Annotated in this window: 17 protein-coding genes; 16 read left to right on the forward strand and 1 reads right to left on the reverse strand. The window is 39.9% G+C overall.

Going from position 1 to position 17,304, the window contains the following annotated elements; all coding sequences use genetic code 11:
- The first annotated feature begins 26 nt into the window (after window positions 1-26).
- The 4 genes from rsgA to spoVM all read left to right on the forward strand — a co-directional run bounded on the left by rsgA (window position 27) and on the right by spoVM (window position 2,453).
- The gene (gene rsgA, locus HPT25_RS15825; protein WP_173066084.1) at window positions 27-908 is read left to right on the forward strand and encodes a ribosome small subunit-dependent GTPase A; all 882 of its coding nucleotides are present in this window, start codon (window positions 27-29) and stop codon (window positions 906-908) included.
- Window positions 909-911: 3 nt separating this feature from the next.
- A complete protein-coding gene (rpe, locus tag HPT25_RS15830) occupies window positions 912-1,559 on the forward strand; it encodes a ribulose-phosphate 3-epimerase (protein WP_173066087.1) in 648 nt (215 codons plus the stop codon).
- Window positions 1,560-1,608: 49 nt separating this feature from the next.
- Window positions 1,609-2,256 carry a thiamine diphosphokinase gene (locus tag HPT25_RS15835; RefSeq protein ID WP_173066090.1) on the forward strand — a complete coding sequence of 216 codons (648 nt, stop codon included), beginning with the start codon at window positions 1,609-1,611 and terminating at the stop codon, window positions 2,254-2,256.
- Between the two features lie 113 nt (window positions 2,257-2,369).
- Entirely contained in the window at window positions 2,370-2,453 is an 84-nt protein-coding gene (spoVM, locus tag HPT25_RS15840; protein WP_173071188.1) for a stage V sporulation protein SpoVM, read from the forward strand.
- Window positions 2,454-2,603: 150 nt separating this feature from the next.
- Here spoVM and rpmB read toward each other — a convergent pair whose 3' ends face one another.
- A complete protein-coding gene (rpmB, locus tag HPT25_RS15845) occupies window positions 2,604-2,792 on the reverse strand; it encodes a 50S ribosomal protein L28 (RefSeq protein ID WP_173066093.1) in 189 nt (62 codons plus the stop codon).
- Between the two features lie 438 nt (window positions 2,793-3,230).
- Here rpmB and HPT25_RS15850 point away from each other — a divergent pair, with 438 nt between their 5' ends.
- The 12 genes from HPT25_RS15850 to smc all read left to right on the forward strand — a co-directional run bounded on the left by HPT25_RS15850 (window position 3,231) and on the right by smc (window position 17,285).
- Complete coding sequence (locus HPT25_RS15850; protein ID WP_173066096.1) at window positions 3,231-3,593, forward strand: Asp23/Gls24 family envelope stress response protein; 363 nt, start codon at window positions 3,231-3,233, stop codon at window positions 3,591-3,593.
- Between the two features lie 15 nt (window positions 3,594-3,608).
- Window positions 3,609-5,291: a fatty acid kinase ATP-binding subunit FakA gene (locus tag HPT25_RS15855; RefSeq protein ID WP_173066099.1), complete on the forward strand. Its 1,683-nt coding sequence runs from the start codon at window positions 3,609-3,611 to the stop codon at window positions 5,289-5,291.
- A gap of 112 nt (window positions 5,292-5,403) precedes the next feature.
- A complete protein-coding gene (sdaAB, locus tag HPT25_RS15860; RefSeq protein ID WP_173066102.1) occupies window positions 5,404-6,066 on the forward strand; it encodes an L-serine ammonia-lyase, iron-sulfur-dependent subunit beta in 663 nt (220 codons plus the stop codon).
- Window positions 6,067-6,134: 68 nt separating this feature from the next.
- Window positions 6,135-7,019: an L-serine ammonia-lyase, iron-sulfur-dependent, subunit alpha gene (gene sdaAA, locus HPT25_RS15865; protein WP_173071190.1), complete on the forward strand. Its 885-nt coding sequence runs from the start codon at window positions 6,135-6,137 to the stop codon at window positions 7,017-7,019.
- Entirely contained in the window at window positions 7,016-9,064 is a 2,049-nt protein-coding gene (gene recG, locus HPT25_RS15870) for an ATP-dependent DNA helicase RecG (RefSeq protein WP_173066105.1), read from the forward strand. Before sdaAA ends, recG begins: the two co-directional genes overlap by 4 nt.
- Window positions 9,065-9,168: 104 nt before the next feature.
- On the forward strand, window positions 9,169-9,735 hold the full coding sequence (fapR, locus tag HPT25_RS15875) for a transcription factor FapR (RefSeq protein ID WP_173066107.1): 567 nt from the start codon (window positions 9,169-9,171) through the stop codon (window positions 9,733-9,735).
- 12 nt (window positions 9,736-9,747) lie between these two features.
- Window positions 9,748-10,752, forward strand: coding sequence for a phosphate acyltransferase PlsX (gene plsX / locus HPT25_RS15880; protein WP_173066110.1), 1,005 nt, complete (start codon window positions 9,748-9,750; stop codon window positions 10,750-10,752).
- A 14-nt stretch (window positions 10,753-10,766) separates the two neighbouring features.
- On the forward strand, window positions 10,767-11,714 hold the full coding sequence (gene fabD, locus HPT25_RS15885; protein ID WP_173066112.1) for an ACP S-malonyltransferase: 948 nt from the start codon (window positions 10,767-10,769) through the stop codon (window positions 11,712-11,714).
- Window positions 11,711-12,454: a 3-oxoacyl-[acyl-carrier-protein] reductase gene (fabG, locus tag HPT25_RS15890; RefSeq protein WP_217269726.1), complete on the forward strand. Its 744-nt coding sequence runs from the start codon at window positions 11,711-11,713 to the stop codon at window positions 12,452-12,454. Before fabD ends, fabG begins: the two co-directional genes overlap by 4 nt.
- 67 nt (window positions 12,455-12,521) lie before the next feature.
- Window positions 12,522-12,755, forward strand: coding sequence for an acyl carrier protein (locus HPT25_RS15895; RefSeq protein WP_173066115.1), 234 nt, complete (start codon window positions 12,522-12,524; stop codon window positions 12,753-12,755).
- 166 nt (window positions 12,756-12,921) lie between these two features.
- Window positions 12,922-13,662 (forward strand): ribonuclease III, encoded by a 741-nt coding sequence (gene rnc / locus HPT25_RS15900; protein WP_173066117.1) that lies wholly within the window; start codon window positions 12,922-12,924, stop codon window positions 13,660-13,662.
- Between the two features lie 56 nt (window positions 13,663-13,718).
- Entirely contained in the window at window positions 13,719-17,285 is a 3,567-nt protein-coding gene (gene smc, locus HPT25_RS15905; protein WP_173066120.1) for a chromosome segregation protein SMC, read from the forward strand.
- The last annotated feature ends 19 nt before the right edge of the window (window positions 17,286-17,304 follow it).

The raw sequence follows: 17,304 nt of genomic DNA on the forward strand, positions 1-17,304 counted from the left end.
TTGGTAGTAATCGCAAGGAGGTTGCTATGCCTGAAGGGAAAATTGTAAAAGCATTAAGTGGATTTTATTATGTTCTGCATAATCAGGAATTAATTCAGTGCCGTGGCAGAGGGGTGTTTAGAAAAAACAAGGTTACCCCGCTGGTCGGCGATGAAGTTGTGTTTCAAGCAGAGAATGACACAGAAGGTTATATTTTAGAAGTGAAGGAACGTAAGAATGAACTTGTAAGGCCGCCAATAGCGAATGTGGATCAGGCCATTCTTGTCTTTTCAGCAGTTGAGCCGGATTTCAGTACGGTTTTATTGGACCGCTTTCTTGTGCTGGTTGAATATAATCACATTAAACCACTAATTTGTATTACGAAGATGGACTTGACAAATGAAAAACAAAAGATGAATATTGCAGGTTATGCTCATGACTATGAGGAAGCGGGATATGATGTGATCCTCACTTCTTCAGAAACTGAAAGCGGAATCCAACAATTATATCCTCATATTGAAGATAGAATAACGGTCGTTGCTGGTCAATCGGGTGTTGGAAAATCCTCATTATTAAATGTACTGCGCCCTGATCTGGAACTAAAAACGAATGACATTTCTTCACATTTAGGGCGAGGAAAACATACGACAAGACATGTAGAGCTAATAAAAATAGGCAATGGACTTGTTGCGGATACTCCAGGTTTCAGCTCATTGGATTTTACAGAAATTGAAGCAGATGAATTAACTTCGTGTTTTCCTGAATTATTAAATGCCAGTGAAAATTGTAAATTCCGCGGCTGTTTGCATGTTAGTGAGCCGAAATGCGGAGTGAAGCAAGCGGTAGAATCAGGTGAAATCCCTATATACCGTTATGAACATTATCTGGATTTTCTAAAGGAAATAAAAGATAGAAAGCCGAGGTATTAAAGAATGGTTAAAATTGCACCATCAATTCTTTCCGCCGATTTTTCTAAATTAGGAGAAGAAATTTTGGCGGTTGAAAAAGCAGGGGCAGACTATATTCATGTAGATGTAATGGATGGTCATTTTGTTCCTAATATAACAATCGGCCCTTTAATTGTAGAGGCTATTCGGCCAATCACCAAACTTCCGCTTGATGTACATTTGATGATTGAAAATCCTAGCCAATATATTGAAGCATTTGCGAAAGCCGGCGCCGATTATCTAACGGTTCATGTTGAGGCTGACAGGCATCTTCATCGGACAATCCAAAAAATTAAGTCCCTAGGAGTCAAGGCTGGCGTTGTAATAAATCCGGCGACACCAGTTGATACCATTCAGCACATAATAGGTGATATTGATCTTGTACTATTAATGTCTGTTAACCCAGGCTTTGGTGGACAGAAGTTTATTCCGGAAGTCCTTAATAAAATAAGGCAAGTAAAACAAATGGCTGATGAAAAAGGTTTAAATATCGAAATTGAAGTGGACGGCGGCGTTAATTCAGAAACTGCAAGGCAGTGTATCGAAGCGGGAGCCAATGTCCTTGTTGCTGGATCCGCGGTTTATAATGAAGAAGACTATGCGAAGGCCATTTCGCAAATAAGAGGAAATTAGAAAAGCCGGCATTAGCCGGCTTTTTACCTATATTAAAGGAGCAATTGAAATGATCATAAACATACTTGCTGGAGGCCCGGAAGAATTGTTACCTGATTTACGTGAATATTCGGAAGAACAAGTTCTTTGGGTCGGAGTTGACCGGGGTGTTTTTCATTTATTGAACAGAGGAATTAAACCAAACATTGCATTTGGAGATTTTGATTCTGTTACACCGGATGAATTATCTTTTATTGAAAACCAAGTAAACGAGATGAAGCGATATAAGCCTGAAAAAGATGAAACAGATATGGAGCTGGCGTTAAATTGGGCTTTAGCGCAAAGGCCTGAAAAAATCCGATTGTTTGGTGCTACGGGGGGGAGAATCGATCATTTAATGGCAAATGTACAGCTTTTGTATACGCCGCTCCTAGAAAACAGCACCGTAAAGATTTGTCTTATCGATCGTTATAATCAAGTGTTTTTAACTTCACCTGGGAAACATAAAATAAAAAAATTGAAAAATGAAAAATACATATCTTTTGTACCATTAACCTTAATGGTTGCCAATCTTACTCTTGAGGGCTTTAAATTTCCTTTGAAAAACCGTCATATTTCACTTGGCTCCACACTATGTATTAGTAATGAACTTATCAATGATTATGGTACTTTTTCATTTTCAGAAGGCATATTAATAGTGATAAGAAGCCATGATTAATTGGCACTATAATCGTGGTACTGATTTCGTTCGTTTGAATAATATGGTAAGGGCGTACGAAAATCTTGGGCTAAGAAGAGATATGAGACGTGAGATTTGTGAGGAGGGACAGTATGAAATTTTATACAATTAAACTGCCAAAATTTTTAGGCGGGATTGTCCGGGCGATGATTGGTGTGTTTAAGAAAAACGATTAGAAAAAAGTAAAGCACCTGTGCTCTATACCTTTCCATAGAAAAGTAAGGCACCCATTTGGGTGCTTTATATTTTTGCTTGTGTAAACTTCATATATTGCTAATACTACCCTAAAAAGAAAATGAGCATCCAACGAGGATGCTCAAGCATGATTAAACACGCTCAACTTTACCAGATCTTAATGCTCTTGCAGAAACCCAAACACGTTTTGGTTTTCCATCTACAAGAATACGTACTTTTTGAAGGTTTGCACCCCATGTACGCTTATTTGCATTCATAGCGTGAGAACGTGAGTTACCTGTTGTCGTTTTCTTTCCAGTTACAACACATTTACGTGGCATATGATTTCCCTCCTTAACTACCAATAGCTTTTCTTGCATATGAAGAATTTCAGATGGTTCTCATCTGTAAAGAAAAATGGCATGACCATATTTCTGTCTAAACACACCCTAATAATTTATCATACTAAGCGTTCGAATGCAATAGTTCTTAAATAAGGTTTCAAGAAAAAAACCTTGACATACTATTTGACTGTTACCTAAACACTCTTTTTAAATTTGTCTATTCATTTATGCTTTACCCCACTGCCTGAGTAGGTTTCCTTGATTAGCTTTCTAGATGAAGCCATGTGACTTATGTCCAAGCAATAAGCAGTTAAACAAATATGGGCTTTTCAAGATCATGTCCATTATCATTCAACCAATATTCACTTTCCATATTGCGGTTACTATAGTAAAATGACTGTAGTCAAGGAGCATATTCCAAAGGGGGAACGATTCATGTCTGTTGAACTAAAAACGAAGTACGGACAAATTGATATATCAAATGAAGTAATCGCTACCATCGCCGGAGGAGCGGCAATCGAATGTTATGGTATTGTTGGGATGGCTTCAAAGAATCAAATCAAAGATGGTATTTCGGAAATCTTAAGACGGGAAAATTTTACCCGGGGTGTTCTTGTTCGTCAGGAAAATGAAGCATTACATATTGATATGTACATTATTGTCAGTTATGGAACGAAAATCTCAGAAATTGCCCATAACGTGCAATCAAAGGTTAAATATACCCTCGATCAAACTGTTGGACTTGCCGTTGACTCGGTAAATATTTACGTTCAGGGAGTTCGTGTAACGAATCCGTAGTAAGGAGGAAGACTTGTGTCTATTACAGCATTAGATGGAAAGCGTTTTGCCGAGATGGTCATTCAAGGGGCCAATAACTTGGCTGCGAATGCCAAAATGGTGGATGCATTAAACGTTTTCCCAGTACCCGATGGTGATACTGGAACAAATATGAATTTATCAATGACCTCCGGGGCAAAAGAAGTGAAAAACAATGTCCAAGAACATATTGGTAAAGTCGGAGCAGCTCTTTCTAAAGGTCTGCTGATGGGAGCACGGGGAAATTCAGGGGTTATTCTTTCCCAGCTATTTCGGGGCTTCTCAAAGTCAATTGAAGCTAAAGCCTCCATTGATGGCAAAGATTTCGCAACAGCATTGGAAGCTGGGGTAGAAACTGCTTATAAAGCTGTGATGAAGCCTGTTGAAGGGACTATTCTTACTGTTGCAAAAGATGCCGCGAAAAAAGGTACACAAACCGCGCAAATATCTTCGGATATTGTTGCTATCATGGAGGAAGTTTTAAAAGAAGCCAAAGCTTCCTTAAGGCGCACACCTGAATTACTTCCGGTTTTAAAAGAGGTAGGTGTCGTTGATAGTGGTGGTCAAGGACTTGTTTGTGTATACGAAGGTTTTCTGGCGCAATTAAAAGGTGAGAAACTTCCTGATTCACCTAATATTCTCCCGTCATTGGATGAATTGGTAAGTGCTGAACATCATAAAAGCGCCCAAAGTCATTTGAATACAGAAGATATCATTTTTGGCTACTGTACGGAATTTATGGTGAAGTTTGAATCTAATAAAATTTCAAAGACTCCTTTTTCGGAGGAGCGCTTCCGCAACGACTTAAGTAAATTTGGAGACTCATTGCTTGTTGTTGCAGACGAAGAGCTTGTTAAGGTTCATATTCATTCGGAACAACCCGGTGAAGTGTTGACATATGGCCAGCGTTATGGAAGTTTGATTAATATGAAGATTGAAAACATGCGCCAGCAGCATTCAAGCATTGTCGGCCATACACAAACTCCATTGATTTCTGAAAAGCAGCTACCTCCTAAGGAAAAACAGGAGTATGGAATTGTTGCTGTTTCAATGGGCGAAGGAATCGCAAAGTTATTCAAAAGCATTGGGGCTAATGCTGTAATAGAAGGTGGACAAACGATGAATCCAAGCACAGAGGATATCGTTAAAGCAATAAAAGAAATAAATGCTAAAAAGGTATTTATTTTACCGAATAACAAAAACATTATTATGGCTGCAAAACAGGCTGCAGAAGTTTCAGAAGAAGAAGTTTATGTTATCCCTTCTAAAACTGTACCGCAAGGATTAACGGCGGTACTTTCGTTTAATCCGTCACAAGATGTTCAAGCGAATGAAGCAGCAATGAATGAAGCGTTGCAGCATGTAAAGACTGGACAAATTACCTTTGCTGTACGCGACACTCAAATTGATGGTTTAGATATTGAAAAAGATGATTTTATGGGAATTGCCGAAGGAAAAATTATCGTAAAAAATAAAGACAAACGAAAAGCGGCTGAAGATCTGCTTACCCAAATGATCGATGAAGACGCTGAAATTTTAACCATCATTTATGGTGAAGACATTACAGAAGACGAAGTCAGCAAACTTAGCCAGTTTGTGGAAGAAACGTTTGGAAATGTTGAAATTGAGATTCATAATGGAAAACAACCATTATATTCTTATATCTTTTCAATTGAATAAGGAAGGGATAAAATAGAGAAGGCCCCTCATCTTTGGAGGAGTGGTCCTCTCTTTTTTTTGTTCCATATAATAATTGAGAATGTAGATAGATAACGGCAGAGGAGAAGATGTTATGAAATATCGAAGCGTGTTTGACATCATTGGCCCGGTTATGATTGGTCCATCAAGCTCACATACAGCTGGTGCAGCAAGAATCGGCAGAGTCGCAAGAAGCTTGTTTGGCAGAGAACCTAAATGGGCGAATATATCTCTTTATGGCTCGTTCGCTGAAACATATAAAGGTCATGGGACAGATGTTGCAATTGTTGGAGGTTTATTAGATTTTGATACAGATGATACAAGGATCATCGATGCCATCAAAATTGCCGAGGAACGCGGGATGAAATTGCGTTTTATTGAGGAAGATGCGGTAACCGATCATCCCAATACTGCAAGAATCATCATTGGCGATCATAATGGAGAACTGGAACTGGTGGGAATATCGATTGGCGGCGGAAAGATTGAAATTACCGAACTAAACGGTTTTGAATTAAAATTGTCGGGAAATCATCCTGCCATCCTTGTTGTTCATAACGATCGCTTCGGAGCGATTGCCAGTGTAGCGAACACACTGGCAAAATATGAAATTAATATCGGTCATATGGAAGTAGCAAGGAAGGATGTAGGAAAAATGGCGCTGATGACCATTGAGGTAGACCAGAACATTGATAATAAACTAATTGAAGAACTTGAACAGTTGCCAAATATTTTAAAAGTAACGAAAATAGTTGATTAAGGACAAGATCAGGCAAACTACTTTTAAATAGAAGAGGTAAGAAACGTACAACAAAGAGGTGGTCAATGGTGTTTCGCAATGTTGCAGAATTATTGGACATGGCAGTAAATCAAAATAAAAAAATATCCGAAATTATGATTGAGCAGGAAGTAACAGTTACTGGACGTTCAAGAGAAGAAATTCTTAGCCAAATGGATCGGAATCTGACTGTGATGGAAGAAGCGGTGGAACGCGGGATTAAAGGAGTTACATCACACTCGGGTTTAACTGGCGGTGATGCCGTTTTAATGCAAAAATATATCGAAAAAGGCAATTTTCTTTCAGGTGAAATCATTTTGGATGCAGTAAGTAAAGCGGTTGCAACAAATGAAGTGAATGCGGCTATGGGAACGATTTGTGCAACTCCAACGGCAGGATCTGCCGGAGTTGTTCCCGGTACTTTATTTGCCGTAAAGAAAAAGCTTCATCCTACAAGAGAGCAAATGATTGCATTTCTCTTCACAGCAGGGGCATTTGGTTTTGTTGTTGCCAATAATGCATCCATTTCCGGAGCTGCAGGCGGGTGCCAGGCAGAGGTTGGCTCAGCTGCTGGAATGGCTGCTGCAGCTATTGTTGAAATGGCAGGGGGAACGCCTGAACAATGTGCCGAAGCCATGGCCATTACGTTAAAAAATATGCTTGGGCTCGTATGTGACCCTGTTGCAGGCTTGGTTGAAGTACCTTGTGTCAAGCGCAATGCCATGGGAGCAGCAAATGCCATGGTTGCAGCTGATATGGCACTCGCAGGGATTAAGAGCAGGATCCCGTGTGATGAAGTGATAGATGCGATGTTCAAAATCGGACAATCGATGCCTAAATCATTAAAAGAAACAGCACAGGGAGGTTTGGCGGCAACTCCAACAGGCCGTGCGCTTGAGGCCAAAATTTTCGGGATGCCGCTTAAAGAAAAGTGAATTCATATCTTAACGAATCAGTAACCATTTTAAAAGGAATTGGCGATGAAACGGCAGAATTGTTAGCGGAAATGAAAATAGTAACGCTTCATGATTTGTTAGAGTATTTTCCTTATCGTTACGAGGATTATCGCCTTCGGGACCTGACTGAGGTACAGCATGATGAGAAAGTAACTGTAGAAGGGAAGGTTCATAGTGAGCCTTCTCTTGTCTATTATGGCCGAAAGAAATCAAAGCTGACCGTCAGGATTTTAGTCGGGTCGTATCTAATAAAGGCCGTATTTTTTAACCAGCCATATTTAAAAAATAAAATAGTCATGAACGAAACGATAACAGTAACAGGAAAATGGGATGCTCACAGGCAGACGATCTCAGCCAATGAAGCCCAAATGGGTCCCAATACGAAGCAAAATGATTTTGAACCAGTTTACTCTTTAAAAGGAAAATTAACGACAAAGGGCATGCGGAAGTTTATTTCCTTGGCATTTCAACAGTATGGAAGCTATATCCATGAAATTCTTCCAGACTATTTCTTAACTAAATACCGATTACTGGGTAGGCAGGATGCTGTAAAAGCTATGCATTTTCCAAGAAATCAGGAAGATGTAAAACAGGCAAGACGCCGTTTTGTTTATGAGGAATTTTTGTTGTTTCAGTTGAAAATGCAAGGGCTTAGAAAGTTCGAACGGGAACATTCACCAGGTATAAATCAAAACTACGATATGAGTAAATTAGAGCCTTTTATTGAATCCCTTCCCTTTCCATTGACAAATGCCCAAAAACGAGTCGTTAACGAAATTTTAAAAGATATGAGATCTCCATTTCGTATGAATCGCCTGCTTCAAGGGGATGTTGGTTCAGGGAAAACAGTGGTTGCAGCCATAGCCTTATATTCATCCGTGACTGCTGGTTTTCAAGGGGCATTAATGGTTCCAACTGAAATTTTGGCAGAACAGCATGCAGAATCTTTAAAAAGGTTATTAGAGCCATTTGCTGTTAAATGTGAATTGTTAACTAGTTCGGTAAAAGGGAAACGACGCAAAGAAATTCTTCAAGAACTTGCTGCAGGAAATGTGGAGATCCTAATCGGGACACATGCTTTAATTCAGGATGAGGTTACCTTTAAAAAACTTGGGCTTGTGATTACCGATGAACAGCATCGCTTCGGGGTGGAACAGCGCAAGATTTTACGGGAAAAAGGAGAAAATCCGGACGTATTATTTATGACAGCTACTCCGATTCCGCGGACATTGGCGATTACTGTTTTTGGAGAAATGGATGTATCCATTATTGATGAAATGCCTGCAGGAAGAAAAACAATTGAAACATACTGGGCAAAACCAGAAATGCTGGAGCGTGTTCTTGCCTTTGTAGAGAAAGAACTGGCCAAAGGCCACCAGGCATATGTTATTTGTCCATTAATAGAGGAGTCGGAAAAGCTGGATGTCCAAAATGCGATTGATGTTCACACAGCATTAACCCATTATTATCAGGGGCGATATAAGGCTGGCCTTATGCATGGGCGTCTGAGCTCGGATGAAAAGGATGCCGTGATGAAGGCGTTTAGTGCCAATGAGGTACAAATACTCGTCTCAACGACCGTAGTTGAAGTTGGAGTGAATGTCCCAAATGCAACGATGATGGTCATCTATGATGCGGAACGCTTTGGACTATCACAGCTACATCAGCTTCGCGGGCGGGTGGGGCGCGGCAGTGATCAGTCCTATTGTGTATTATTGGCCAATCCTAAATCGGAGGTTGGCCAAGAACGAATGAAAATCATGACAGAAACGAATGACGGATTTGTTTTAAGTGAAAAGGATTTAGAGCTGAGGGGACCAGGTGATTTCTTTGGCAGAAAACAAAGTGGGCTACCCGAATTTAAAGTGGCGGATATGGTACATGATTACCGCGCCTTGGAAACGGCAAGAAATGATGCTTCAATATTGATTCAATCCGAAGAGTTTTGGAATGCTCCTGATTATCGATACTTGCGAAGCTGCCTGGAGGAATCAGGTGTATTAACCGGTGAAAAGCTCGATTGATGAAAAAGCAGGCTGCAGGATAAAATCTTATCCTTGCATTCTGCTTTTTTAACTTATATACTACTCTTAGTACCTAGTCATAAGAGCTCGGACGGTGTAAAGAAATGAGAAGAAGCAAGAAAGAACGGCAAAAATTGTTAACAGAGACTATTAAAGAAAATCCTTTTATAACTGATGAAGAACTGGCTGAAAAATTTCAAGTAAGTGTGCAAACCATTCGTCTGGATCGCTTGGAACTTTCTATTCCAGAGTTACGGGAACGAATTAAAACAGTTGCCGAAAAAAGATTCGAAGATGAAGTCCGATCGCTCCCGATTGAAGAAATAATAGGGGAAATTATTGATATAGAATTAGACCAAAGTGCAATTTCCATTTTTGATGTAAAGGAAGAACATGTATTCAAGCGCAACCAAATAGCCCGTGGACATCATGTATTTGCACAGGCAAACTCTCTTGCAGTTGCGGTCATTAAAGATGAACTTGCATTAACGGCTAAGGCAAACATTCAATTTAAAAGATCGGTTAGATTGCATGAACGGGTAATTGCAAAAGCGAAAGTATTGAAAATTGATGATCTTACTGGCAGAACTTTTGTGGAAGTATCTAGTTTTGTGAATAATGAACTGGTTTTTACCGGAGAATTTGAAATGTACCGGTCAAAAAATCTTTAAAGGATGAGAAAAATGAAACTAGCAATTGATGCAATGGGCGGAGACCATGCACCAAAAGAAATTGTCTTAGGTGCAATGAAGGCTGTTCGGGAATTTCCTGATTTACATATCATACTCGTTGGTGACGAAAACAAAATAAAACAAACCTTAACAGCCCATGAACGTATATCCATTTTACATACAACAGAGGTTATTCTAGGTACAGATGAACCGGTTAGAGCTGTCCGCCGAAAAAAAACAGCTTCCATGGTACTAGCTGCAAAGCAGGCTGCAGATGGATCAGCTGATGCTTGTCTTTCTGCAGGGAATACAGGGGCTTTAATGGCCTCAGGTCTATTTGTAGTCGGTAGAATTGAAGGAATTGAACGTCCTGCTTTAGCGCCGACACTCCCAACAATTGGAGGCGAAGGCTTTCTGTTACTGGATGCTGGAGCAAATGTTGATGCCAAAGCGGAACATCTTCGGGACTACGCCATCATGGGATCGATTTATAGTGAAAAAGTAAGAGGTATTGCCAAACCAAGAGTTGGTTTATTGAATATTGGAACGGAAGAAAAAAAGGGAAATGAACTTACAAAATATGCTTTTGATTTACTAAAAAATACTGATTTGAATTTTATCGGGAATGTGGAAGCACGCGACCTGCTCGAAGGTGTAGCAGATGTTGTGGTGACCGATGGGTTTACAGGAAACATGGTTTTGAAAACACTTGAGGGTACTGCTCTTTCGATGTTTAAAATGTTAAAAACAGCATTAATGGGCAGTTTTACAAGCAAATTGGCTGCAGCTGTGTTAAAACCGAATTTAAAACAGTTGAGAAATACAATGGATTATTCTGAATATGGCGGTGCCGCCCTTTTTGGACTTAAAGCACCTGTCATTAAAGCACATGGATCTTCCAATGCTCAAGCCATCTTTAGTGCCATCAGACAAACAAGGGAAATGGTAACAAATGATGTAGTAGGCTTGATTAAGAAAACGATCGAAGAAACGAATCCAATTAAAATTGAACAGTAAAGGGGAGTACTGGAATGAGTAAAATAGCTTTTGTATTTCCTGGTCAGGGCTCACAAACAGTCGGAATGGGAAAAGACCTTGCAGATAAGTACCCTGAGGTAATGTCGTATTTTAAAAAGGCAGATGAAACGCTAAACGACTCTTTAAGTCAACTGATTTTTGAAGGTCCCAAGGAAGAATTGACATTGACAGTCAATACTCAGCCTGCCTTATTAACAACGAGTATAGCAATACTTGAATTTTTTAAACGTTCTGGAATTAAAGCGGATTTTACTGCTGGTCATAGTCTTGGCGAATATACAGCACTTGTGGCTGCAGGGGCTCTTACTTTTGAAGAAGGAGTGTATGCAGTAAGAAAACGGGGAGAATTCATGGAGAATGCTGTTCCGAATGGTGAAGGCACGATGGCTGCCGTTTTAGGGCTTGACCGTGAAAAACTTGCTGCTGTAACAGCGGAAGTAACGGAATCTGGGTTTCCTGTATCGTTAGCCAATTTGAATTGCCCAGGGCAAATTGTTATATCCGGATCCCAGAAGGGTGTTGAATTGGCAGGGGCTAAAGCCAAAGAAGCCGGAGCAAAGCGAGTTCTGCCATTAGAAGTGAGTGGGCCGTTCCATTCGCCGCTGATGCAGCCTGCTGCTGAACGTTTACGTGAAGTATTGGATGAAACCTCCATGAAAGATGCTAGTACTCCTGTCGTTGTAAATGTTTCGGCAGAACCGGTAGATTCAGCTGCCGTCATTAAGGATAAATTGATTGAACAATTATATTCTCCAGTGCTCTGGGAGGATTCCGTTCAAAAAATGATTGCTTTAGGTGTTGACACCTTTATTGAGATTGGACCTGGAAAAGTTCTTTCTGGATTGATTAAAAAAATTGATAAAACAGTTAAGACGTATTCCGTATCGGATGAGGAAAGTGCACTTGCTGTTATTGACGAGCTAAAGGAGGAAAAACAATGATTTTAGCAGGGAAGGCAGCGCTTGTTACAGGAGCTTCACGAGGCATTGGAAGAGAGATTGCGCTTGAATTGGCGAGACAGGGTGCAAATGTGGCCGTTAACTTTTCTGGGAGTGAAGCAAAAGCGAATGAAGTAGTAGATGAAATTAAGGCCCTTGGTAAGGAAGCATTTGCTATTAAATGTGATGTATCCAATTCAGCTGAAGTAGCTGACATGATTAAAACTGTGATTGATCGTTTTGGAAAATTTGATATTCTTGTGAATAATGCCGGTATAACAAAAGATAACCTTTTAATGAGAATGAAGGAAGAAGAATGGGATGATGTCATTAGCATTAATTTAAAAGGTGTCTTCCTTTGTACAAAAGCAGTAACAAGACAAATGATGAAGCAGCGCCATGGCCGGATAATTAACATTGCCTCCATTGTCGGGGTCAGCGGAAATCCTGGTCAAGCGAACTATGTAGCGGCAAAAGCAGGTGTCATTGGTTTGACAAAAACAACGGCAAGAGAACTTGCCAGCCGGAATATTACAGTGAATGCCATTGCTCCAGGATTTATAACCACTGATATGACCGATAAACTGCCAGAAGAAGTAAAAACAGAAATGTTAAAACAAATTCCATTAGCTCGATTTGGGGAACCTAAAGATATTGCGAAAGTCACTGCATTCCTTGCATCAGATGATGCAGCCTATATGACAGGACAAACCCTGCACATCGATGGAGGAATGGTAATGTAATTTTTAAATTCATGGTGTATTATTTTATTAAAATACACTATAATAGCTTGAGGGGAGGTGAACAAGCATGGCAGAAGTATTAGAACGTGTTACAAAGATCATTGTTGATCGTTTAGGAGTGGATGAATCTCAAGTTACACTTGAAGCTTCATTTAAAGATGATCTTGGCGCTGATTCCCTTGACGTAGTTGAACTAGTAATGGAATTAGAAGATGAGTTCGATATGGAGATTTCCGACGATGATGCTGAAAAAATCAGCACAGTTGGTGACGCTGTAAACTACATAAATAGCCAAAAGTAATCTCGTTGGATTAATTCATAAAGCTCCGTTTTCAAACGGGGCTTTATTCTGTAGAATAGAACTTGGCAGTTTCATTTTGCTGCCAAGTTTCTTTGCGTTTTCATCCTATTTTCCTTAAACTAACATTAACAAGGGGTTTAATTTACATGCAAGGTGGAGAACAATCGTGCGCAGAAATGATAAAGAAAATGAAGTAAATAAACGCACAAAAGAACATCAATTTAGAGACTTACAAAATGCAATGGGAGTCTCTTTTGAAAATGAAAAATTATTAAAACAAGCTTTTACCCATTCATCCTATGTGAATGAGCATCGGAGAAGGCCATTTGAAGATAATGAACGGCTGGAGTTCTTAGGTGACGCCGTCCTGGAACTGACTGTTTCACAATTCCTTTTTAAAAAATACCCAACGATGACGGAAGGGGAACTGACCAAATTGCGGGCTGCCATTGTTTGCGAGCCATCACTCGTTTCGTTTGCAAACGAACTCGGATTTGGCAAGTTAATTTTATTAGGCAAAGGGGAAGAAATGACAGGGGGCAGGGAGCGCCCTGCCTTATTGGCCGACGTCTTTGAAGCGTTTATTGGCGCATTATACTTGGATCAGGGCTTGGAAATGGTTATCTCATTCCTTGAAAAGGTAGTCTTTCCGAAAATAAATGCCGGTGCTTTTTCTCATGTGATGGATTTTAAGAGTCAATTACAGGAACTTGTTCAAAGAGATGGAACAGGTGTGATCGAATATCGTGTGCTTCAGGAGAAAGGTCCAGCACATAATAAAGAGTTTGTTTCTAAAGTAACACTAAATGGAGAAGAATTGGGGATTGGCACTGGAAGGTCGAAGAAAGAAGCCGAACAGCATGCTGCCCAAATGGCATTAGATATACTAAAAGCAAAAGCAACTTAGAAATGACAAAAATGTTTTAGAGGAGAAATCCCGGGCATTTAGGGAGGAAATTAGTAATGTTTTTAAAACGGTTGGACATCATTGGTTTTAAATCTTTTGCTGAGCGTATTGGTGTGGATTTTGTCCCCGGAATAACAGCTGTGGTTGGTCCAAATGGCAGCGGCAAAAGTAATATTACAGATGCCATCCGCTGGGTGCTGGGTGAACAATCAGCAAAATCCCTCCGTGGAAGTAAAATGGAGGACATTATTTTTGCGGGAAGCGAGTCAAGGAAAGCTCTTAATTATGCTGAAGTGACCTTGACTTTAGATAACCAGGATCAAGGGCTGGCAATTGATTATAATGAAGTAAGTGTAACTAGACGGGTCTCCCGCTCGGGTGAAAGTGATTATTTTATCAATAAGCAGCCATGCAGGCTCAAAGATATCATTGATTTATTCATGGATTCTGGCCTTGGAAGAGAAGCTTTTTCCATTATCAGTCAAGGGAAAGTGGAAGAAATTTTAAATAGCAAGGCAGAAGACCGCCGGACGATTTTTGAAGAAGCTGCAGGGGTTTTAAAATATAAAAACAGAAAGAAAAAAGCAGAAATTAAATTGACGGAGACCCAGGATAATTTGAACAGGGTAAACGATATTCTACATGTGTTGGAAAGCCAGGTTGAACCGCTGAAAATACAAGCATCAATGGCCAAGGACTTTTTAGAAAAAAAAGAAGAGCTTGAGAAATTTGAAGTGGCTTTAACTGTTTTTGAAATTGAAGAATTAAATCAAAAGTGGGAAATCCTTTCCAAGCAGTTGGAAGAACATCAGCAGCAGGAGCTTAAGTTATCTTCCGAACTTCAGGTGAAAGAGGCAAAGATTGTTGAAACAAGGGACCAGGCAACGGCACTTGATGATTCCATTACAGACCTGCAAAATGTCTTGTTAAGAGCAAGTGAAGAGCTAGAAAAGTTAGAGGGGCGTAAAGAAGTACTAAAGGAACGGAAAAAAAACGCATCCCAAAATAAAGAACAGCTCCATCATTCGATTGAGGAATTAACAGAACGAATTCATCAATTGCAAACAAATCTTGATGCTCAAATGGAATCGAACAATCTTCTAGAGGGACAAGTTCAAACTTTAAAAAAGCTTCTGAAGGAAAAACAAGAGAAACTAGAAATTTTCTCAGAAAATATGGATGAAAAAATAGAAGCTTTAAAAGGGGAATATATTGAACTCTTAAACGAACAGGCTGGTGCCAAAAACGAATTTAAACATTTGGAAGAGCAGCTCAATCAACAATCAAGAAAGAGTATTCGTCTTGATGAAGAGAACGAGAAATTCCTGCAAGAAAGACAAAAGGCATTAACTAAAAAAGCTGAAATTCAGGAAGTTCTATTTGGTGTACAAAAGCGACTAGAAGATCAGGTTGTTTCTTTCAGGGAACAGCAGAGAAAGTTGGAAACGTTAAAGAATAACTATCAAAAACAAGAAAGTACTTTATATCAAGCCTATCAGCTTCTTCAGCAAGCAAAGTCTAAGAAAGAAATGCTTGAAGAGATGGAAGACGATTATTCAGGATTTTTCCAAGGCGTCAAGGAAGTATTAAAGGCACGCGGGAAAAACTTGAAGGGAATAGAAGGGGCTGTGGCGGAACTGGTAACAGTTCCAAAGGAGTATGAAATTGCCCTTGAAACGGCCTTAGGCGGCGCATTGCAACATATTGTTGTTGAGACAGAAGAGAATGGGCGCGCAGCGATTCAGTATTTAAAACAGCATGGATATGGAAGAGCTACTTTTTTACCTTTGAATATCATCAAGGGGCGTCCGTTAACATCTGCCCAGCTTTCCCTTGTTGGGCAGCATCCGGCGATGATTGGGACTGCAGTAAGTCTTGTGCAGTTTGATGCTAAATTTGCTGAAGTAATGAACAATTTATTAGGCAATGTGGTTGTTGCCAAAGACTTAAAAGGCGCAAATGAATTAGCGAAAATTCTCCAATATCGCGTACGGGTTGTTACGCTTGACGGAGATATTGTAAATCCAGGCGGTTCAATGACTGGAGGTGCTGTAAAACAAAAGACATCTTCATTGTTATCAAGAAAAGCTGAGCTCGAAGATTTAAAAGGCAAGCTGGTCATTATGGAGAAGAAGACAACGGAGCTAGAATCCGTTGTTAAGGCGCTAAAAAATGAAGTCCAAATGTCTGAGACACAGCTCGAAGAACTGCGCATGGATGGTGAGAACCTAAGACTTTCTGAACAAACGAGTAAGGGAGATTTACGCGAAGCAGAGCTGGAGGAAAAAAACATAAATGATCGATTAACCATTTATGATTTAGAAAAAGAGCAAATAGGCAGCGAGCAAGAAACACAAAGAAAACGGTTAGAGGAAATCTCTAAATCACTTGAAACTTATCAGCTCAAGATCGCGGAGCTCGATGGTCAAATTAACACTTTAACAGAACAGAAGACAAAGGATTTAACTTCAAAAGAAACACTAATAAGTGAAATTAATGACTTAAAAGTTGAATTTGCCTCTAAGAATGAACAATATTTGCATATGAAAGAACGTTTTGCTCTTACTAAGCAAGAACTGGAAGAAAGTCAACAGAAGCTTGATATTGTAACAGAGGACCTGCAATTTCTGACGTCTGAAATGACCAATAGTCAAACTGGGGAGGCTCAGTTGGAAGAGGCCTCAAAAAGGAAACAACAAGATAAAGAAGCAACCATTGAATTAATTACTTTAAGAAGGCAGGAACGTCTGGCTCTAAAAAATTCGCTTGAAGATTTGGAGCTGGAAGCAAAAGAACTGAAGCGTCTTCATAAAGGATTAATCATCGTTTTGAAGGATGAGGAAGTAAAGTTAAACAGACATGACGTCGAGTTGGAAAATCGTCTTGCGCACCTTCGTGAAGAGTACTTATTAACCTTTGAAGGAGCAAAAGAACAATATCCATTAATCGTTCCAGCTGATGAAGCACGGAAAAAAGTCAAGTTAATTAAACTGGCCATTGAAGAGCTTGGCAATGTCAATATCGGTGCGATTGAAGAGTATGAACGGGTTTCCGAGCGCTATGAATTTTTGGCAGAACAAAAGACAGATCTTCAAGAAGCAAAGGATACACTATTCAAAGTGATTGAAGAGATGGATGAAGAAATGAAACGGCGCTTCGATCAGACGTTCCAAGGGATCAGGCAGCATTTCGAGCCGGTTTTCCGCGCGCTATTTGGCGGAGGAAGAGCGGATCTTATCTTAACCAATCCTGAGGATATTTTAAATACAGGGGTCGAAATTGTCGCACAGCCGCCTGGGAAAAAACTCCAGAATCTGGGGCTGTTATCAGGGGGAGAACGTGCTTTAACAGCAATTGCCCTGTTATTTTCTATTTTGAAAGTCCGGCCTGTTCCATTTTGTATTCTTGATGAAGTGGAAGCGGCCCTTGATGAAGCAAATGTTCATCGCTTTAGCCAATATTTAAAACGATACAGCCAGGAAACTCAGTTTATCGTGATAACACATCGCAAAGGAACCATGGAAGGAGCAGATGTCCTCTACGGTGTAACAATGCAGGAATCAGGTGTTTCCAAACTCGTGTCGGTCCGGCTGGAGGAAACGAAGGAATTGGTAGAATCTTAATATATGGGAAGTGAAGAAA

It is taken from the genome of Neobacillus endophyticus (assembly GCF_013248975.1).
Classification (GTDB): Bacteria; Bacillota; Bacilli; order Bacillales; family Cytobacillaceae; genus Neobacillus; species Neobacillus endophyticus.